This is a genomic window from Psychroserpens sp., assembly GCF_047633235.1.
GTDB lineage: Bacteria > Bacteroidota > Bacteroidia > Flavobacteriales > Flavobacteriaceae > Psychroserpens.
On the sequence record NZ_JBLIET010000006.1, the window covers coordinates 26,284 to 47,191 of the forward strand.

General features: G+C 31.8%; 20 protein-coding genes. 8 read left to right on the forward strand and 12 right to left on the reverse strand.

What is annotated here, in order from left to right; genetic code table 11:
* Positions 1-24: 24 nt before the first annotated feature.
* The 4 genes from ACJAZK_RS03040 to ACJAZK_RS03055 all read right to left on the reverse strand — a co-directional run bounded on the left by ACJAZK_RS03040 (position 25) and on the right by ACJAZK_RS03055 (position 3,419).
* Complete coding sequence (locus ACJAZK_RS03040; RefSeq protein WP_415222551.1) at positions 25-507, reverse strand: nuclear transport factor 2 family protein; 483 nt, start codon at positions 505-507, stop codon at positions 25-27.
* A gap of 92 nt (positions 508-599) precedes the next feature.
* Positions 600-2,453, reverse strand: a complete 1,854-nt coding sequence (locus ACJAZK_RS03045; RefSeq protein WP_415222552.1) for a PspC domain-containing protein — start codon at positions 2,451-2,453, stop codon at positions 600-602.
* Entirely contained in the window at positions 2,453-2,791 is a 339-nt protein-coding gene (locus ACJAZK_RS03050) for a PadR family transcriptional regulator (protein WP_415222553.1), read from the reverse strand. Before ACJAZK_RS03050 ends, ACJAZK_RS03045 begins: the two co-directional genes overlap by 1 nt.
* Before the next feature lie 181 nt (positions 2,792-2,972).
* Entirely contained in the window at positions 2,973-3,419 is a 447-nt protein-coding gene (locus tag ACJAZK_RS03055) for a DUF4870 domain-containing protein (protein ID WP_415222554.1), read from the reverse strand.
* Between the two features lie 144 nt (positions 3,420-3,563).
* Between ACJAZK_RS03055 and ACJAZK_RS03060 the strand changes: the two genes are divergently transcribed.
* From ACJAZK_RS03060 to ACJAZK_RS03070, 3 genes are all read left to right on the forward strand, one after another.
* Complete coding sequence (locus tag ACJAZK_RS03060) at positions 3,564-4,019, forward strand: DUF4442 domain-containing protein (protein ID WP_415222555.1); 456 nt, start codon at positions 3,564-3,566, stop codon at positions 4,017-4,019.
* Between the two features lie 145 nt (positions 4,020-4,164).
* The gene (locus tag ACJAZK_RS03065; RefSeq protein ID WP_415222556.1) at positions 4,165-4,962 is read left to right on the forward strand and encodes a TIGR00266 family protein; all 798 of its coding nucleotides are present in this window, start codon (positions 4,165-4,167) and stop codon (positions 4,960-4,962) included.
* Positions 4,963-5,093: 131 nt separating this feature from the next.
* Positions 5,094-5,291 (forward strand): hypothetical protein, encoded by a 198-nt coding sequence (locus ACJAZK_RS03070; RefSeq protein WP_037052181.1) that lies wholly within the window; start codon positions 5,094-5,096, stop codon positions 5,289-5,291.
* A gap of 120 nt (positions 5,292-5,411) precedes the next feature.
* Here ACJAZK_RS03070 and ACJAZK_RS03075 read toward each other — a convergent pair whose 3' ends face one another.
* Positions 5,412-6,362: a LysR family transcriptional regulator gene (locus ACJAZK_RS03075; RefSeq protein ID WP_415222557.1), complete on the reverse strand. Its 951-nt coding sequence runs from the start codon at positions 6,360-6,362 to the stop codon at positions 5,412-5,414.
* Positions 6,363-6,462: 100 nt separating this feature from the next.
* Here ACJAZK_RS03075 and ACJAZK_RS03080 point away from each other — a divergent pair, with 100 nt between their 5' ends.
* Positions 6,463-6,942: a Dps family protein gene (locus ACJAZK_RS03080; protein ID WP_415222558.1), complete on the forward strand. Its 480-nt coding sequence runs from the start codon at positions 6,463-6,465 to the stop codon at positions 6,940-6,942.
* Between the two features lie 90 nt (positions 6,943-7,032).
* Here the strand turns inward: ACJAZK_RS03080 and ACJAZK_RS03085 are convergent, their stop codons facing one another.
* Positions 7,033-8,718: a hypothetical protein gene (locus ACJAZK_RS03085; RefSeq protein ID WP_415222559.1), complete on the reverse strand. Its 1,686-nt coding sequence runs from the start codon at positions 8,716-8,718 to the stop codon at positions 7,033-7,035.
* A gap of 134 nt (positions 8,719-8,852) precedes the next feature.
* Here ACJAZK_RS03085 and ACJAZK_RS03090 point away from each other — a divergent pair, with 134 nt between their 5' ends.
* The 3 genes from ACJAZK_RS03090 (at position 8,853) to ACJAZK_RS03100 (ending at position 12,648) form a co-directional block, all read left to right on the forward strand.
* The gene (locus ACJAZK_RS03090) at positions 8,853-9,365 is read left to right on the forward strand and encodes an RNA polymerase sigma factor (RefSeq protein ID WP_415222560.1); all 513 of its coding nucleotides are present in this window, start codon (positions 8,853-8,855) and stop codon (positions 9,363-9,365) included.
* A gap of 59 nt (positions 9,366-9,424) precedes the next feature.
* The gene (locus ACJAZK_RS03095) at positions 9,425-10,351 is read left to right on the forward strand and encodes a FecR family protein (RefSeq protein ID WP_415222561.1); all 927 of its coding nucleotides are present in this window, start codon (positions 9,425-9,427) and stop codon (positions 10,349-10,351) included.
* Positions 10,352-10,428: 77 nt separating this feature from the next.
* Entirely contained in the window at positions 10,429-12,648 is a 2,220-nt protein-coding gene (locus ACJAZK_RS03100) for a TonB-dependent receptor domain-containing protein (RefSeq protein WP_415222562.1), read from the forward strand.
* A gap of 79 nt (positions 12,649-12,727) precedes the next feature.
* On the opposite strand, the gene ACJAZK_RS03105 is transcribed toward ACJAZK_RS03100, so the two are convergent.
* Positions 12,728-13,195, reverse strand: a complete 468-nt coding sequence (locus ACJAZK_RS03105) for a DUF2141 domain-containing protein (protein WP_415222563.1) — start codon at positions 13,193-13,195, stop codon at positions 12,728-12,730.
* 609 nt (positions 13,196-13,804) lie between these two features.
* Between ACJAZK_RS03105 and ACJAZK_RS03110 the strand changes: the two genes are divergently transcribed.
* Positions 13,805-14,980, forward strand: a complete 1,176-nt coding sequence (locus ACJAZK_RS03110) for a DUF3095 domain-containing protein (protein ID WP_415222564.1) — start codon at positions 13,805-13,807, stop codon at positions 14,978-14,980.
* A 307-nt stretch (positions 14,981-15,287) separates the two neighbouring features.
* Here the strand turns inward: ACJAZK_RS03110 and ACJAZK_RS03115 are convergent, their stop codons facing one another.
* The 5 genes from ACJAZK_RS03115 to ACJAZK_RS03135 form a co-directional block, all read right to left on the reverse strand.
* Positions 15,288-15,776 (reverse strand): AAA family ATPase, encoded by a 489-nt coding sequence (locus tag ACJAZK_RS03115; RefSeq protein ID WP_415222565.1) that lies wholly within the window; start codon positions 15,774-15,776, stop codon positions 15,288-15,290.
* 159 nt (positions 15,777-15,935) lie between these two features.
* Positions 15,936-16,664: an acetolactate decarboxylase gene (locus ACJAZK_RS03120; protein WP_415222566.1), complete on the reverse strand. Its 729-nt coding sequence runs from the start codon at positions 16,662-16,664 to the stop codon at positions 15,936-15,938.
* A gap of 196 nt (positions 16,665-16,860) precedes the next feature.
* Positions 16,861-17,820 (reverse strand): sterol desaturase family protein, encoded by a 960-nt coding sequence (locus ACJAZK_RS03125; RefSeq protein WP_415222567.1) that lies wholly within the window; start codon positions 17,818-17,820, stop codon positions 16,861-16,863.
* 328 nt (positions 17,821-18,148) lie between these two features.
* Entirely contained in the window at positions 18,149-18,868 is a 720-nt protein-coding gene (locus ACJAZK_RS03130) for a 3-ketoacyl-ACP reductase (protein ID WP_415222568.1), read from the reverse strand.
* A gap of 698 nt (positions 18,869-19,566) precedes the next feature.
* Positions 19,567-20,898: a DUF58 domain-containing protein gene (locus tag ACJAZK_RS03135; RefSeq protein WP_415222569.1), complete on the reverse strand. Its 1,332-nt coding sequence runs from the start codon at positions 20,896-20,898 to the stop codon at positions 19,567-19,569.
* Positions 20,899-20,908 lie beyond the last annotated feature (10 nt).

Here is a 20,908-nt window from a genome sequence, read left to right on the forward strand (position 1 = left end):
ATTTTTTTTTGTTGATGATGATTATTATTTCATTTGATGATCAAAGCTTATGACACGCTTTAAAAACCATTTATCGTTTTCTAAAAGCCATAAGTGAGAAAATTTTGCAGCACTACCAGCAACTTTATGTCCGTTGGTTGTTTCAAAAAAGTGGTGAATCCCGTTTTGTAAGGCGCCATAAATTTTTCCATTGTGTTTTAATAGGAAGACTTCTATGCTTCCCTCAACTAATTCTCGAGTTGGCTTTGTTGCGCTGTTAGATTTACAGACACCGTCTTTCATGGTTTGAATAAATAGTTCTTTTGAATTGGTAATACCTGCAGTATCATGGTAAAATTCAAAATCATCAGAGATGAGTTGATCTAGGTATTGCAATTCACACTTGTTAAATGAGCGCTCAAATATTAAACTATCATTAGCTTTTAAAGTTTTATAAACTTCGGAATAGGTCTGTGCATTGATACTAAATCCTATTCCGAAGAAAAATAAAAATAAATACTGTTTCATTTTTTGATTGATTGTGATGGTTCAAATATTTGAAAAATAGTTGGTTAGTTAAATTTTAATTACTTGAACCGTTGATTAATTGCGATGAAGTGTTAATTATTGTCATTATCTGTTGTTATTTTTATACCATCCTCGTCAATTTCGTATTCGACCTCGCCAGTTTTTGCCTTTATGCCTTTGTTATCAATTTGAAGACTACCGTTATTTGACGTTGCTTTGATGCCATTCTCGTTAATTTCTAATCCATTTTCTTCTTCCACATTAACTTCAGTTTTAAACGGTTCTTCGATTGGGCAGTCCAAACACTCAATTCCATTAGTGATAATTTTAAGATGATGTTCTTCCATGTCTTGATCCAAAATATTGTCATAATATGAGCCATTGTAATGATAATTAAATGTGTTTTCATCGGCATAAAGGATGCTGCCTTCCGGCAAATACAATGTGATATTTACCTCTTGATCTTTTCTAGATTCATTTAAAGGAAGCGTGAAATAACTATTTAATAATATCGTCTTTCCTTTAATCTCATATGTGTAATCTATTTTTTCTGCTCTTGACATAGCATCAGATATGTTGTAGCCCTTAGCTGCGCGCTCTATTCGTATTTTAGCAATACTATCACTTGTCGTTTTTACAATAAGCCTCACACCTTGAGAGAATAATACTTTTTCATCATTCTCGTTATAGGCAGTTCTAAATCTGTAATTTCTATTGTATTTTGTGGTTAATAAATCATTTTTGTTCATTCTTACTATGATAGTATCCTTTTTAGTAAGAGAAGCTATTTTTTCGGTTTTTATATATGATCCTTCATCTTTGTAGCTCATTCCAAACCTAGCGAGGGTTACAGCTAATGTAATAAATGCGATTATCCACAATCCCAATAATGTGTATTTCGCAGTCTTACCAATAGATTTTAGATTAGTAATTAAAATCTTAAGTCCTAAATAGAAAACAAAGAATGCTATTATTCCGAAGAATAGAAACAACATCAAAGACATCAACCAAACAGGTATTCTTGTGGCATCTGTAACATCAAAGAAATCAACTCCTGGGAAATGAATATTATCCATTATGTTGACACTAAACAGACTAATGACTAATGAAATTATGGTTACTGCGCCTACGAACATTAAGATTAAACCAAAAAACTTCGCGAAAATTTTTATAAAGAACATGAATATACTACCTATGGCTTCAAAAAATGAGCTGGATGTTGATTTAATGCGCTCGCCTTGACGTGGTAAATCTGCTTTTTTTACTCCTTCGGAAATAGAACCAGACACATGATCAAAGCTATCCTTGATTTTATCACCATGTTTTTTTAAATCTACATTTTGAACTGCGCTTGAGACGCTATCAAATCCGTCCTTGATTTTTTTTTCAATGTTGGAGATATTTACTTGCTCTCCCTTCATCTGTAATTTTTCTGATGTTGTAACTGCTTGAGGAACAAAAATCCAAAGTAATATATAAAGTAACACTCCAGTTCCTGCTCCAAATATGAGTAATATCCAAATTAAACGAATCCAAAGGGCATCAATACCAAAATAATGAGCTAATCCCGAAGAAACACCTCCAACATAAGAATTGTCTGAATCTCTATATAGTTTCTTTGATGTTGCATTACGTTTACTAGAATAGGTTTGTTGCTGAGGTTCATCTTCAAAAATTTCATCGTCAACAAGGTAATCTTCAGGTTGTCCCATGATGGTGATTACGTCTTCAACTTCTTTATTTCCAATAACTTGCTTTGTGTTTTGTACACGCTCAGTAAAAAGTTCTGCAATACGCGCTTCTATATCTGAAATAATTTCAGAACGACCTTGAGAGTCTGTAAATGAACGTTTTATAGCCTCAAGATAGCGTTGTAATTTTAAGTATGCATCTTCATCAATGTGGAAGAATATACCTGCTAAATTTATGTTGACTGTTTTATTCATTATTTCGTGTTTTTTTGTCTTGTTACTATATTAACTGCGTTTTGTAATTCGGTCCAGGTTGTTGTTAATTCTTTTAAAAATAACTGACCTGTCTCTGTAAGACCATAATATTTTCTTGGTGGTCCAGAGGTGGATTCTTCCCAACGATAATTGAGTAATCCTGCATTTTTTAGCCTTGTGAGAAGTGGATAGATAGTCCCCTCTACAACGAGCAGTTTTGCATCTTTAAGTGTGCCTAAGATTTCTGCGACATAGGCATCATCATCTTTTAATACTGATAAAATACAGTATTCTAATACACCTTTCCGCATTTGTGCTTTTGTGTTTTCTATTTTCATAAAATTTTTCTAATGTTTTTCAAAGGTCTTCTGCAGTGTGCATTTTTGACGATTTGATAGTTCAACAATAACTTAGATAATGCTCGTGTCATATCAGGATGAGATTAAATTTAAATAAACTGTTCATTTTTTGATTGATTGATTTTTATATATAGATAGCGAGTGATTAATTCGCATGATTTTATTTTAAAAAATTAATAGTTAAAGGGTATTTATACAACTCACCATCTCTAGCTTTTAAACTAGCAATAACTATAAATACGAGTTCTAGAATAAATCCAATAATGGCTATAAAACCTAAACCACCTGTTACATACAGTAGTGGAGAGGGTTCTCCTATATTGATGTGAAAATCATGAAACCCATGAAAATCTATAAAGTCTAAACCGTTAAAAAACTTGAAAACAAAAAACGGAATAGTAAGTGTACCCATAATTAACGTATACAACAAAATACTAATTTGAAAATTGATGGCTTGTTTGCCATGTGTATCTATAAATTCAGATTTATCTTTGTTTATTATCCACAATATAATGGGCCCAAGATAATTTCCTAACGGAATTATAAACCTACTAAAGGTTGATAAATGAATAAAAGTTGCGATGTTTTTTTGATGATTAGTTGTCATGATGAAAAAGCATATAGTAATTTCTTATACAAATATATGTCTTTAAAAAGGTATTATGTTACGCATAGTACTTAAATTTAACACAATATTAACAAATTGGAATTCCGATTATTTTTGATATTTTAGCTAAAATATCCAGTATATATGAACGTTTCGCCAAGTAAACTCAATACATTTTTATTATTTAAACTACCCGCTGCATATTTTTGTGGCGTGCGTACAAAGTCTTTAAATGATACAACATGTATCGTATCTGTAAAACACAGATGGATTAATCAAAACCCTTTTAACTCTATGTTTTGGGCAGTTCAAGGTATGGCTGCAGAGTTAACAACAGGAGCTCTGGTGATGTCTAAAGCTAAAGAAAGTGGTAAAAGAGTGTCGATATTAGTGGCCACTAACAATGCCTCCTTTACAAAAAAGGCTACTGGCAGAATTACTTTTTCTTGTGATGAAGGACAAAAGGTTGATGAGGCTATTACCCAGGCGATACAAACTGGAGAAGGACAAACCGTTTGGTTAAATGCTAAAGGGATTAATAAAGAAGGTGTACAAGTTTCAGATTTTAACTTTGAGTGGACACTTAAAGTAAAAGCGTAATGCTTACTGTCAGTATATAATGGCAATTGCAGTTTTTAGTGCAAAAAAATAGTGCTTTTTTATTTATTTGTAACAAATAGTAAAGTATGACCACTTATATAGTGGTCACAACTTAACAGCAGATACCTAAACATCATAGAACATTATGAACTCACACGAAATAGACTACAGAATTTACGGAGAAGAAATGCAATATGTCGAGATAGAACTCGATCCTGAGGAAGGGGTCATTGCAGAAGCTGGTAGCTTTATGATGATGGATGATGGTATTGAAATGGAAACTATATTTGGAGATGGTTCTCAAAAAGATACAGGTTTCTTCGGAAAAATATTAGGAGCAGGAAAACGTATTCTCACGGGAGAAAACTTATTTATGACCGCTTTTTATAATAACCTCAATGGAAAACGTAATGTATCATTTGCATCTCCCTATCCCGGAAAAATTATCCCAATTGACCTTACGGCATATAATGGGAAATTTATTTGCCAGAAAGATGCTTTTCTATGCGCAGCAAAAGGCGTAAGCATAGGCATTGAATTTTCTAAAAAATTAGGTCGCGGCCTTTTTGGAGGTGAAGGTTTTATCATGCAAAAGCTCGAAGGTGACGGTATGGCTTTTGTGCATGCAGGTGGAACCACAGCAAGAAAAATATTAGCATCAGGGGAGACGTTGAGGGTGGATACTGGATGTCTTATTGGGTTTACACAAGATGTAGATTATGATATTGAATTTATTGGAGGTATCAAGAACACCGTTTTTGGAGGGGAAGGTTTATTCTACGCGAAATTGCAAGGTCCAGGAGTTGTATATATACAATCGTTACCATTTAGTAGATTAGCTGGTCGTGTCATAGCTTCATTACCAAAAGGAGGCAATAGTAAAGGTGAAGGAAGTATTTTAGGTGGTTTGGGTAATATTTTGGATGGTGATAATAGGTTTTAACTTTTCATTGGCTGTTAAAATTATTACTCTTAGTCAATTCGATCTTTTTTTTCATTACATTTAGAGTGTAATAATTAAAACAAAGCCTATATAGCACGACTACTCTTAATTAACCTAAAAACTAAAAAAAAATGGCAAGAGCAATGTTTGAGTACACTAAAACAGTACTCAGTAAAGTCAGTTTTGACAGTACATTGTTTTGTAAAGAATTACAAAAAGCACTTCAGCGATTATTACCTTATGAAATTGAAGAGCTTAAGATTTATATTAAATCTTTAATTTTACAAAACCCAGAGTTAGATCGATGTTTAATCTTATTAAAAGCATAAAAAAAAGCGACTTTATTGTCGCTTTTTTTTATGTCCCAAAAAGGTCAATAAAAAAGCGCAGTTATAATATTATATGATAACTGCGATTGAGGTATTCGGAAATGTGTAAATCTCAAATAATTAAGGTTTCGTGTTATTTGGCAACGGACTAATAATTTCTACATTTTGAAACGCAATTGCACCACGAATAACGCCAGATATCACATTGTGAAGAGCCTCTATAATTTGCATTTTAAGCTCGTTTTTATGATAGATAATGCTGACTTCTCTCGCTGGAGAAGGTTCCTTAAAATGACGTAATTTTTCAGACATTTTCTCATTGAGATCAAGTGTATTTAAATAAGGTAGAAGCGTCATGCCTAAGCCTTCATTAGATAATTTGACTAGTGTTTCAATACTTCCGCTTTCTAATTGAAATTTATCATCTTCGTGACTTTTAAATACTTTACAGAGGTTGATGACACCGTCTCTAAAGCAATGTCCATCTTCTAGAAGAAGCATGTCATTTAAATCTAAATCAGTAACATCAATTTTTTTCTTGTCTTTTAATCTATGATCATTAGGGATGTAAGCTACAAAGGGTTCATAATAGAGAACACGTTCTTTTATAGTGTCATTTTCTAATGGTGTTGCTGCAATTGCAGCATCTAGGTGACCATCCATAAGACGCGTTATGATCTCTTCGGTAGTGAGTTCTTCTATTTTAAGGTGCACTTTTGGATATTTTTTAATGAAGTTTTTAAGAAACATAGGCAAAAGGGTCGGCATAACCGTTGGTATGATACCAATTCTAAATTCGCCGCCTATAAATCCTTTTTGTTGATCTACGATATCTTGTATACGTTCAGATTCGTCAACAATATTTTTTGCTTGTTGTACAATTTTGCGTCCCACATCTGTAAGTTCTATGGGTTTTTTACCTCTATCAAAAATTAGAACGTCTAACTCATCTTCTAATTTTTGTATCTGAGTACTTAAAGTAGGCTGTGTAACAAAACATTTTTCTGCAGCTTTAGTAAAATTCTTATGTTCGGCAATTGCTAATACGTATTTTAACTGTGTGATTGTCATTGTTATTGATTTAGGCTATAAAGATATAACAACCATTCATGAAAACTATGATATGTTAAGCTAAAGTAATATTAACTTCGTAGAACAAAACATAAAGATTATGAAAACTAATAGTATAGGTTTAGATACCAAGAAGACAAAAGAAATTGCTGATGAGTTAAATTCGCTCTTAGCAAATTTTCAAATATATTACCAAAATTTAAGAGGAATTCATTGGAATATTAGAGGTAAAAGGTTTTTTGATTTACATCCTAAGTTTGAGGAATTGTATACAGATGCCAATCTTAAAGTAGATGAAATTGCAGAACGTATTTTAACACTTGGTGTAACACCCTTGCATACGTTTGAAGATTATTCTAAAGCAGCCAAAGTACCTGTGGGTAAGAACATTTCCGAAGATGAAAAAGCAGTACAACTCATCGTGGGTTCACTTTATGAATTATTAAAGATAGAGCGTCAAATTTTAGATGATTCTGCTGAAGCTAATGATGAAGGAACAAACTCAATGATGAGCGATTTTATTACCGAACAAGAGAAAACAGTTTGGATGATGAAAGCTTGGTTAGGCGAAAGTATCTAATATTTAAAGGAAAATAGAGATAAAAAAAAGCCCTTCAGAAAAATGATATCTGAAGGGCTTTTCAATTATAAAAAAATCAATTTTATTTTCTTATGGGCAACCAGATTCTATATTAGACATCCAATTTGCAGAACTACTAACAATAATATTGTCATCTGAGCAACTTAAGAATGTCCAGTCACTATTGAAGTTATCTGAGTTTGTATTAATACTAACGACTGCATCACCATCTCCGTTTGTAGAGGTTGACCATGTTCCTGACGCAATAGAGGCGTTATTTATACTAACAGTCACAGTACCATCGCTACCAAATACATATTCATATTCTTGATTATTTATGATTACCGACCAGTATTGACATACTACTAGTAAACCAGCAACATCTTCCTCACTGCAATCATCCGGATTATTATTATTATTATCATCACAGTCGCGTACTAGTTGAATAAACTCATTACCAGATTCAAGTATAATAAATCCTTCGCTACATTGAGTTACAGTCCAATCTAATTGAGATACCGTTGCATAAGGCGCTCCAATATTAAAGAACATAAATACATCTCCTGCATTAGGATTGGAAGCTAAATTCCATGAGCCTTGGACAGTAACATCAGTTCCTTCATTATAAACTTCTAATGTGCCATCTTGATTAAATTCTATATATTCCAAAGCTGCATTTTCATACAGACTAGTGTTTATATACCATTCGCATTCCACTAAATAAGCAAGTACTTCTTGTTCACTACAATTGTTAGGATTGTTATTGTCCTCACATGTTACAAAGTCTGCCTCAGTGAATCCTTCGCAGAGCGCTACACAGGCATTAGTGAATACAGAAATTACTGTCACACCATCTTCAATAACTTGAACACATACTGGGGCAAATTCTTCATCGCAATTACAATCATCATCATCATCATCATCATCATCATCATCATCTCCAAAACAACCTTCTAATAGCTCAATAAGGGCCTCTTCGTTGCCAATTGTAAGTAATGTTCCATCAGCTAAGGTCACGTCAAATGAATATGCAAAATCAAAATAGTATGAGTTATAGAGTGCAGTGTTTAGCTCTTCCTGCGAATTTACAGTTATGGTTTCGTCATTATCTGTAATAATAGTCAAAGGGAAGTTATATGTAAAACACTCGTTTCCTCCAGACCAGTTATAATCTCCTTCACAGGTGTTAGAAAAATCAGCTTCGGTAAAACCGTCACATTCTGCAGAACAAGCATTTGGATACGTCATCAAGAATGTTTCTCCATTTGGTGCTGTTATTTCGACACATACAGGGCTGTACTCTTCAGTACACTCACATTCAAATTCATTATCAAAATCACAATCTTCTAAAAGATTAATAAACTCGTCTTCATTATTGATGGTCACGATGACTATAGAATCTGAGTCATCATCATAAGCCTCAACATCAAAAGGAAATGCGATACCGTTAATAAATAAATCTTGGTTTGAATTGATTAGAATTTGAACTAGACCTTCAAGACTATTTACAGTTACTGTTGTTCCTGTATTATAGGATAGATTTAATGGATAGACAAAATCAAAACAGAAATCGAATACAATATTTCCTGCTGGGTTTGCTGATGTCTCTATATCACCTTGACTATTAAACTGCAGACTCAGTTGAGATAAAGAGGTCGTGATAGCTAGACTTTCCTCAATGCTCTGTTGCTCTATTACCGGTTCATCGTTCGTACACGAGGTCAAGCAAAAAGCGACAAATAAGATGCTTAAAAAAGCTGATTTTAAAATTTTCATAGTTTCAATTTTTAAATTTGGATTTAATTTTTTAGTGATCAATCATTACTAAGACAACACACTTTAAAAAAACCCTACTTTTTTCTATAATTAGTTTTTGTTTAATTTTGACGTATAATTATGCAAACCAACACATGCGAAAAGATCTGCAGAAAATATGTGAAACTAAAACTTTTGAAACTATTTACAAACAGTATTCAAAAGATTTAAGACGTTTTATATTTTTTAAAACTCAAAATATTGATAAGGCTGAAGATCTTTTACAAGAGACCTTTATTAAGTTGTGGGATAATTGTAGTAAAGTAGACTACAATAGTGTCAAGAGCTATTTATATACAGTTGCCACAAATACCTTTCTAAATACAATAAAGCATGACAAGGTGGTCAAAAAACATCACGAAACTTTAGTGAGTCACAGTACAAATGAATCTCCAGAGTTTATCATGTTAGAAAAGGAGTTTATGGAAAAACTAGAGCGCACAATAAATGGTCTGCCAGAAAAGCAAAAAGAAGTTTTTTTATTGAATAGAATAGAAAAAAAGAAATACAAAGAGATTGCAGAGCATTTAGAGATTTCAGTTAAAGCAGTAGAAAAGCGAATGCATTTAGCCTTAGTAGTAATGAGAGAAAAAATAGGTAATATTTAAATTAGTCAACTGTAGAGGTAGGGTTTTATTTAATAAAGTTGTCTTAGGATTAGAATATCATGAAAGAACAAAATTTACATAGCGAAAAAGATACATTTCTAGCCAAATGGTTAGCGGGAGAACTCTCGGACGAGAAGCTAAAAACTATGGTTTCTAGAGCAGATTACAATTCTTTTTTAAAACTTAGAAAAGGAATTCAGACCTATGATGCCTTAGAATCCTCAACAGATACCTCTTTTGTGAAAATTCAAAATCATATATCTAACAAAAGCACTAAGGTGCGAAATTTAAATTCTAATAATTGGTTACTAGGTATCGCTGCATCTGTTATCTTGTTATTTGGATTATTTTTTATTCTTGGTGATGATATAATAAGTATAGAGACCAATTTTGGAGAACAAAAAGCAATTGTGCTTTTAGACGGATCTGAAGTTATCTTAAACTCTAAATCTACCTTGACTTATAATGAAAATGATTGGAAAAATAATAGGACACTAAATTTAATAGGTGAAGCCTACTTCAAAGTAAAAAAAGGAAGCACTTTTACTGTCCTTACAGACAATGGAGATGTCAAAGTATTAGGCACCCAATTTAATGTGAATTCTTTGGGCAATCTATTTGAAGTCACTTGTTTTGAAGGTAAAGTAAGTGTTACCACGAAAGATGAAGACTATATTTTATTACCTACCAAGTTTGTAAGACGAATAAATGGTAGTGTGATAGAAAAAGGGGCTACTATTGTTTTAAATCCTTCTTGGATTCATGGAGAAAGTTCATTTGAGAGTGTCCCTTTGAAATATGTAATAAAGAGTTTAGAGGCACAATACGATATAGAGATCAATTCAAAGGATATTAATTACAACATAATTTATACAGGTAGTTTTACTCATAACGATTTAGATACTGCATTAAAAACTGTGTTTAAACCCTTACAAATAGGATATATTGAAAAAGAAAAAAGAAACATCTATTTGAGCACGAAGTGAAGAAATTGATTATCAAAATTTTGTTAATTCTACCGTTTTTGGGCTTTTCACAAGAAGAGGCCAAATTTTTCATTTATATGAATAGCCGTAGTTTAGATGATGCTTTTGATAAAATTGAAGATGTATATGACGTGAGGTTTTCGTATCAAGATGACATCATAAATGATTTTAAAATTACCCTAAAACGAGAACAACGCACCTTGAATCAGGTATTGTTTGAACTTGAAGTTCAAACTAAGCTCACTTTTGAGATTATTGGGCAACGCTATATTATAGTGTATAAATTAAAAAATAATACAAATATCGAGAAGCTGGATAGAATTCTTATTACCAGCTACCTCACTAAAGGCATATCTAAAAATAAAAATGGGGCCTATCAACTAATTCCTTCTAGTTTAGGGGGTTTACCTGGACTTACAGAGCCAGATGTTTTAGAAAGTATTCAGTTATTACCAGGTGTTGTTAGTCCAAATGAAACAGCCTCTGGTTTTTTAGTTAGAGGTGGTAAAATGGACCAAAATAGGTTAGTCTGGGATGGTATTAATATGTACCATAAAGGACATCTTTTCGGTATGATATCTCCATTTAATCCTAATGCAACAAAAAATATCACTTTTATAAATAAAGGAACACATCCTAGGTATGGTGAACGTGCATCAAGTGTGATCTCGATGACCACCACAACAAAAATTGAGAACAAATTTAATGCTCAATTAGGCTTTAATGGTATTAATGGTGATGCTTATATTGAAGTGCCTATTATCAAAGATAAACTGGCTATTCAAGCTTCTGTTCGCTCTAGCTATACAAATACATATCAATCTTATACCTTTGAGAAACTTGCAGACAAGGTATTTGAAAGTACGAAGATTAAAAATGGAGATAATCCTAATAATAGCTTTGATTTTTTAGATTATAATATCAAACTAAACTATAAACCTAACGCACAGAATAACTTCTATGCTAGTGTGATTTCTATTGATAACCAATTAGATTATACGGTTAGTGAAACTCAAAGTAATGAAACCTTTAATGATCGGATGTCGATAAAAAACTCTGGTTATGGTCTAGGTTGGACAAAATTATGGCGTGCTAATTTAAAGCAACATACCTCTGCCTATTTTTCAGAATATAAACTCAATTATAATTTTATTACTTCGGAAGCTGATGAGCAAACGTCAGATTTTGAAAAACGCAATGTCATTTTTGATTCTGGTATATCTTCGGAAATAGATTGGGAAATTAACTCGAATAACAGAGCGACATTTGGCTATCAGTATGTTTTAAAAGATGTTGGTTATGCGTTTTTAAACACTACTAATTTGGCGTTTATTCTCGACGAAGATAAAACCGTAGTACAAACTCATAGTGTATATGGAAACTATGATTACAAAAACCCGAAACTATTTGACATTAGGGTAGGAGCAAGGGCCACTTATTTTAAAGAATTAGAGGCCTTCAAGTTTGAACCTCGATTATTACTTTATAAAAATCTCTTTAAAAATGTGAAACTTCAAATTTCTGCAGAAATAAAAAATCAGATTATTAGTGAAATTGATGAAACTATTATTAGTGACTTATCATTAGAGAATAGAGTTTGGAGGTTGGCAAATGGTAATGAATTTCCTATTATTAATAGTAGGCAGGTTTCCGCAGGATTTATATACACAACTAATGGTTGGACCATTGATATCGATAATTACTACAAGGCATTAGACCATATAACAGCGCTGTCGTTAGGCTTTTTGAATCCTGAAAATAGTACGTTTAATTTAGGTGAGCAAAATATATATGGTGTTGATTTGTTTTTAAAAAAACGGTTTAATGGGTTTAATACTTGGGTGAGTTATTCATTTAATAATTCTAAAAGTAAATTTAATGCTCTTAATGGTAATAATTATTTCAACTCTAGATCTAATGTAAGACATGCGTTTTCAACATCGGTAAGTTATAAATTGTCTAATTTTCAAATAGCACTTGGCTGGAGATGGCAAACAGGAAAGCCCTATACTGTGGCCGTAGCGGGAGAAGATGGTTTGGAATTTAATAGTGGTATAAATACAAAACGATTGCCAAATTATCATAGACTTGACTTTTCTAGTACCTATAGTTTTAAGTTTTTAAAAACTAGTAAGCTGAGAGCTGAAGTGGGTTTATCTATTCGAAACATCTATAATAAAACTAATTTCATTAGTCGAGAATATCGCGGAAACAATGATTTTAACGGAGATATCGAAACAATTGATAAGTTTTCATTAGGTTTTACACCTAATCTAATGTTCAGGTTGAACTGGTAACTAATTGATAACAGAAAGAGCCTCTTAACGAGGCTCTTTCTTTGACTAAATAATGGATTTATTGATGATGCTATTTGTTTTAGAATCTAATTGATAATTTTAAATCTTCTTTTTCCACATTGAATTTGGCATCGTCATAGTTTGGAGGTCCAAAACTTCTTGGGTTATTTGATGTTCCGTAAGATTCTTTGGGCATACCGTTAGCTTCAAAATCTAATTTATTGTTTCCGTTTGCGTCGTGCATTACCATAATGGCATATTCTCCTGGCTGGACGTTTTCAAAAGTAATAGTTGCTGTTCCGTTTTTAATTTCAGATACTGCATTTTGAACTCCAGCACCTTTCATAAAGTTGTCTTTTGTATTTAGTGATACTAGTATTTTACCTTCATCACTTTTCGCATTTTCTATAGTTACAGTTATAGTTTGTCCTTTTGTTTCTTGAGCAAAGCCTAAAGTTGATACTAGTATTAATGCGATAGATAAGACTAAAGTTTTACTTACAAGAGTTCGGTCGTTGTTAATTAGTTTGTGAATTGTTGATTTCATAATAGGTTGTTTTAAATGGTTAGCTTAAGCTATATTTAGCAGAATTGTTTGTTATTGATGGTCCAAATATATTACTTCACTAGATAATTACTAAAAGAGGCTGACCCAACTGTGATTTTTTATAGATGAGCTGTAAAAAAGAAGCATATAAGTGAAAATTTATATTCTCTTTTTGTATTTGTTTTGGCACTAATTATTTACCAATAACTTTTCTCTTATTAATTTTTACAGAATCAAAAAAAAATAGCAATCACTCTAAGTCATATAACTTTATTTGAGTAAAAAGAAATGGAAGTCAAACGTACTGTGGAGAACTTTGTTTATATCCAAAATTATTTGGAGCGTTGATTTTCATGAATAGGCTCGTAATAGGGGCTTAATTATATACACATTAAGTTTACATACTTTACAAAACCACTAATTATCTATTTCAGAATACAGTGGTAAAGAAAAGGGTATTGATACTCATCAGCTAATATCTAATTATGATGTATTGCCAAGATGAAGATTTATTTTTAATAATTCATAATTATTTTTAAGAACTAGTTTTATCTTGAGCTTAAGTATTATCTTTAAAAAGACTTATTAAATAAGAGATATGTCGTTACTATGGAAAATGATTTAAATTTTTACAAAGATATTTCTAAAAATAATTTACCTCTTACAGAACTTTTAAAAAATGATAGTTTATTTTACAATGTCCCTGAAAATTGGTCTATAGTCATAACAGATATAGAGAATTCTACAGTTGCTGTTGCTAAGGGCTTACATAACGATGTTAATCTAAGTGCGACAGGCAGTATAGTTACAGTTTTAAACACTTTAAAAACTATAGACAATACAATTAAAATTCCTTATTTTTTTGGAGGGGATGGTTCTATATTTCTTGTCCCAACTGCTGTATTAGAGCCAGTCTTATTGGCCTTGAATAATTACAGTCAGCATATTAAAAAAACCTTGCAGTTAAATTTGCGAGTGGGACAATTAGAGGTTGGCAAAGTTTATAAGAAGAACGTTACATTAAAAATAACTAAGATTAGACATAATAAATATCTTACTACTCCTGTAGTTTTAGGTAATGGATTGAAATATGCAGAACGAATAATTAAGGACAGTTTTAGACCTACTTTGATAAGTACTAAAGAAAATATAAAACTTAATTTGGAAGGAATGGAATGCCGATGGGATGAAATTTATCCTAATCAAATAGATAAAAAGGTGATATGTCTTCTGGTAGATTGTGATATGGAAAAACAACAAGCCCAGATATATGGCGCCATTATGAAAGAAATAGATGTAATTTTCGGTGATTTAGAAAAACGTAATCCAATTTCTACAATTAAATTGAAACTAAATACCTCTTTGGCGAAAATCAGAAAAGAAATGTATACCAAAATTGGAAAACATCAACTTACTTATTTAGCAAGTAGCTGGTTAATTACTAAGATTGGAGCGTTTTATTTTAAATTTTTTAAAGCGGGTAAATTATATAAATATAGAGTTGCCCAATTGTCAGATACTATAATGCTCGATGGTTCTTTAAATACTGTGATTTCAGGAACAGATAAACAAGTAGCTAGTTTGAAAAGTTTCCTCGATGATTTAGAGTTTAATAAAACAATTATATATGGTTTGCATGTCACTCATGCTTCTATTATGTCTTGTTATATAGAAGATAGAGAAGAAAAACACATTCACTTTGTAGATGGTACAGAAGGTGGTTATACAAGTGCTGCAATTATGTTTAAGGAAAAGCTTAAAAAATCACAATTTAGACAGCCTTAAATGGTGACATTGTATTAGTGAGTAACTAATACTATTGTTAGTGTTTTTACATTATAGAACTCATATTTGTTTAACCCATTCTATTTGAGACTTTACTTATTGTCTTCTTAATTATAGATGAATGCTTATTAAATTTAGTAATAAAATATATTTCTATTGGTCTACTTATAAAATAGTACAAACTGTTTGATAATGGTAAGCTTGAGATACATTAGTTAAATGAAATTAACGAGAGAGAAATCTATAGGCAGCTTTGGGATTTAAGTAAAATCTAGTAATTTGGTGTATGCGACTTTGTGAGGTGTATTTACTCGGTGATTATTATACCATTAGTAATTTCTTTTTCAGTTGGTTTCTCAAACCAACTTTCCATAAAGTCAAAATTTTCTTGACTTACTTCAAATTCGAATGTGGCTCCTTTTTCATTATTTCTTTTCAATATTCTTTTAAGCCGAGTTTCTTTTGAAATATCCAAAAAGTGAATTTTTGTGTCGTAACCATTAGATTTAGAAAATTTTCTAAATTTTTCTCTATGCTCAAATTTTGATAACCCTAAGTCTAGAATGGAATCAGTTTTTGAGTTTTCCAATTGTTGAACTAACTCCATTATTATTTTTTCTGCTCTATCAATTCTTTCAAGAAACCATTCCAGTCCGTCGTTTGGTTTTTTGTCAGCAAGAAATAGTGACTTATTCCACTGGTCAATTGAAAAAATAATTCCGTTCGTTTTACTCTTTAATTCCGCTGAGTATGTTGTTTTTCCTGAACCGGTATTTCCTGTTATTAAATGTATCATTTTGTTTCTCTATACTGCGCAACTAACGTATTTGTAAATTGTTAGTTACGTTAACTAGGACTAAGTTAGCAAAAGAAAATGAACTAGAAGGACACCTAAAAGGTTTTTATAGTACACAAATAATGCGATATTAATTATATAGTTTTCTGATTATAGTTTTTATTTCTTCGGAAGGTATAATTCCATTTCATTAAATTCAGCCATGTCTAAATGACCCATTTTACGTTCATCTTTTGTAATTAGATGTAGATGCAAAAAAGAGTCATGATGAGTAAAAACGCCTTTATGTTCGGTTGAAAAGAAACCTATAATTACAACCTCTTCGTTTTTTAAATTATAATTTGTTTGCCCTTTGTGCGCATCCTCTGGTGAGGACACGTGAGTTCCTTTCGGTAAGTTTTGGATATGTATAACTGCTTTTGATACGTCTCCTTTTAATTTAAACGCAAATGGTCGTTTATATTCAATTGTTTTTTCGTCAATGAATTTTTCCAAGTCTTGTGTTGATTTAATACTAGGAGGTAAATCAATTTTGTTCCATTCAGTTACATTTCCATAAACAAAAAACGGTGCAGATACCTCAAAGTTTTTTTCGACTTTCATTGTGGAATCTGTTAATACTTTTGATACATAGGCCTGTCCGTCATTGATCAGAATTTCTCCTGTCAAGTAACTCTCAGGTCCAATGCCATAAAGACCTTTTTTGTTTGTAATAGAATCAAGATTTACAATACCTTCCAAGTCTCCTTTCCACATCACATTTTTCATAGTTCCTGTAATTTTAATATCAGAGTATCTTTCTAGTTCTAAGTTAGTCGATTTAGTATTTTGGTTACAGGAAACCAATACAATCAAAAAAAGTCCGAATGATATTTTTTTTATTTTCATTGAATATGATCTGTTTATAATTACTAGCAATGTATATGCTTATGAGCCATTGTTTCTCTTGACATTAGCTATTAAAAATATAAAACTCGGTTATAAAATCCACGAATATTTTCTAGATAAACACAAACTCAGTAATCGCTTATACACGTTTTTAGAAATCGCTTTTTCTGTTTAAAAATCTACCGTTGATTATTATTTAACCTTTTTTTTCTCGGTTATTATTGTTTATGAAATCGGCGTCAGTTTTATTTAATTGTTCATATTCTTCTACGTGAATGGAATTAAATTCAGATTTAACCATCTCTAATTTAGACGGGCTTGTAAACATCATTGCGTAAGCTTCTTTTAATGAGCGACTTTTTATTACATCTATGCAGATGTCTTTCCATTCATGAAAATTCAAAGTAATGGGATTATATGAATTAACAGGTTTAGTAAGGCCGTACACTGCTTGTTCTTCTTCAGCTTGAAAGGTCCCAAATATCCTGTCCCAAATGATAAATGTCGATCCAAAGTTTTTGTCTAAGTATTTTTCGTTTCTTGAATGATGAACTCTGTGATGAGATGGTGTGACAAATATATATTCTATTGGAGCAGGTAATTTCCTAATATATTCAGTGTGAATCCAAAACTGATAGAGTACTTCAATTTGATGACATATAAAAAAAAGAACAGGGTCAAATCCCATCAAAACTATAGGGATAAAAAAGATGATTTTAATATGTTGTGTCCAGCCTAACCTAAAAGACACAGACCAATTATATTTTTCAGAATTGTGATGTGTAACATGAGTTGCCCACCAAAAACGATTAACATGCGTTAATCTATGTGACCAGTATCTACAAAAATCAATAGAAATAATACAAAGAATATAGGCCCACCACGCTCTTGGAATACTCCAAGGAACTAAATTATAGAAAAATAGAATTATTCCATAGATACCTATTTTTAATAAAGCAGAGATACTAACATTAACAAGCCCAATACATGTCGCTGATAGGGTGTCTAAGCCATCATAATAATCTTTTTTTTGAATAATTGTGAGGACCCATTCCAATACTACAAGTAAAATCATTGGAATTGCCGCAACTTGGATAATGTCAAACCCTACAAGTTGGTCTAACAGCATTTCCATAGTTAAAGGATTTTCTTTCATATGGTGAACATTATGTTTTTTTGAGATTTTTTTGAGAATCTTTGCTACATAGCATCACAAATTGCGATTCTCTAATTGAGTGTGTTATTTTTGAAAAATAAGGTTTTTAGTTATAATTATACTGATAAAGGTTAAGTAAATTATTCCTAATTTTTGAATCTATAGATCTATAATTATTTTTATATGCTGTGATTGTATATAGCTACTGCGTTTGGAAAGATCTATACCCATGTAATGAGTGAGTCTATATAAAGAATATATAAAATAAGTAGATCTACTAAATCACCAATAAACATATTATTTTGGAAACTTTTTTCACATTTATTACTTAAGGATTTGTAGACCATAAAGACGCACCTTTAAGCATTGCTCTTCTTGGTAATTTTAAACTAGCAACTATTAATTCTGCAAAATCTTCTGGTTGTAACATACTATCATGAGAATCTTTATTTGCAATGCCGAGTTCAATAGACATATCAGATGCTATAGTACTCGGAGTTAATGTACACACTCTAATATTATTCTTTCGAACTTCCTTCATTAAGGACTCAGACATTCCAATAACTGCAAATTTTGATGCTGAATAGGCAGATGTATTTGCATTTCCATTTAATCCAGCTGTAGAAGCTATGTTAATTATATCACCTTCATTTTTATCTATTAAGTAAGGTAATACTTCTTTAGTTACATAATACATGCCCATAAGATTGGTTTGGATAATTTGACTCCATTGGCTAACATCCATTTCATTAAAAGACCCAAATGCAGCAATTCCTGCATTGTTTACTAAAATATCGACAGAGCCTAAGTTCTTTACAATAGTCTTGATGCCTTTTTTGACATCCTCATAGTTACCTACATCAAATACTGAATAAATAGCTTTAATGCCAAACGCTTCCAATTCAGTAACTGTTTCTTTCAAAACTGTTTCATTTCTTCCCGTTATAGCGATGTCAATTCCTTCTTTTGCAAATGCCATAGCAGTAGCTTTTCCTAGACCTCTGCTACCTCCAGTAATTATTGCTTTTTTACTTTTCATATTTTTCATTTATATTATCTTTTAGAATGCGTATTTATAGAAATTAGGGATAAGGTTTTGCGCAGGGCAGAGTTAATTGCCCTTGCTCTCAACTAAATTAGTGAAAGAAAACAAACCATAAGGAAATCCATAAGATTTTCAAAATAGGGAAAAACCGATCGCTTATTTTTACACGTTATTAGCCTTTTGTTACTTTATGTCTTATTGCTTGCTAGCTTCTCTCGCTTTAAGTAAAAAGTATAAAGCTCAATTTACTTTTTTAATGTAGTAATAGCAAGTTTTTCCTTTTGGGTGAAAAAAGAAATATTACCACTTGCGATATGCTCATCAACAGAGTAAATATTTGATTGGAAGTTATTCCAACTGAATAAAAGGTAAATGATTTTTTAAATCAGAGAATGAATCCCAGCCGCATGAGAGTCATAGAAATAAAAGTGTTGTTTTATTTGAAGAAGAAAAATTTAAACAATATCATCTTTACAACTCGGTCGAACCTTTATTGGTCTTCAACAATGAACTTGTTCTGTAAGTTTTTCATTGTTTACTTATTTCTTGATTTTGATTCCAATTATTTATTTAAAACGTTCCTGTGTTCCATAAGTTGGATTTGACGTATTGTGATAAGAAATTTCATTATTTAGGGAGCGGTTGGCCCTAATGGCGTCTGCCTATGTGATTTTTAAATATACAATCCAATCTATTTAGAATTATAACAAACCTCGAGCCTTAATCTCTAAATACTTATTTATAGTATCAATAGTTAAATCTTGAGGAGATGTTAAGATAGACTGGATACCATATTTTTGAAGTTCATTGACAATCAAACGCTTTTCAAAAGCAAATTTTTCAGCAATGACTTTATCATAGGCTTGCTGTACGGTTTCGGCTTTTTCTGTAATAATCGTATTAAGCTCTGTGTTTTTAAAGAAGATGACAACTAGTAAATGACTTTTAGCAATTCCTTTTAGGTAAGGGAGTTGCCTATGTAAGCTGTCTAAGGTTTCAAAATTGGTGTATAAGAGCATTAAACTTCGTTGGTTGATATTTCGTTTAACGTCTGCGTAGAGCCTGCTGTAATCACTCTCATAGAAATCTGTACTTACATTATACAGCGTTTCTAGAATGAGGTTCATTTGAGATGTACGGCGCTCTGCAACAACAATGTTTTCTACTTTTTTTGAGAAGGCTAAAATCCCTGCTTTATCTTGTTTTTTTAAGGCTACATTAGAAATCACTAAGGATGCATTGATGGCATAATCTAGGAGTGTTAATCCATCAAAAGGCATTTTCATGACACGCCCTTTGTCAATAACCGAATACACAGGTTGTGATTTTTCGTCCTGAAACTGGTTGACCATGAATTGGTTTCGCTTGGCGGTAGCTTTCCAGTTAATCGTGCGTAAATCATCACCTAATACATAATCTTTGATTTGTTCAAACTCCATAGTATGACCAATCTTACGGATTTTTTTAATTCCGTATTGATGTAAATTATTACTTATAGCCATCAAATCGTACTTACGCAATTGCATAAAACTAGGGTAGGTTGGTACCATTTCATTGTCATCTGTAGTAAAGCGACGTGCTATTAAGCCAAAGACCGAAGTGACATAGATATTTAATTTTCCGAAGTGATATTCACCGCGTTCTATAGGACGTAATTTATATTCAATTCGAGAAGTACTTGAGGCTTCCAATTTCCGAAGAATACTAAAATCTCTAACTTGAAATTGCTCTGGGATTTCATCAATAATTGTCGTGTTAATATTAAATGTGTAGTAGTTATTGATTACTAAATTCACCGGGTTTTCATCACCATTAGAGAACTTCTCTGGCAATATGCGCTCACCTTTAACTCCTTTTTTAGCTACAAATAGTATGATCGTATCTAAAACAGAGAGCGTTACTAGTAAAAGAACGAGCAATTTAACAATCACAAAACCTCTTGGAAAAATAAAACTCAAAACAAACAATACCATAATGGCAATGCACGCATAGAAAAATCTATTTTGGAGAAAAAATGGTTTTATACGTTTCAAATTGTTCTTG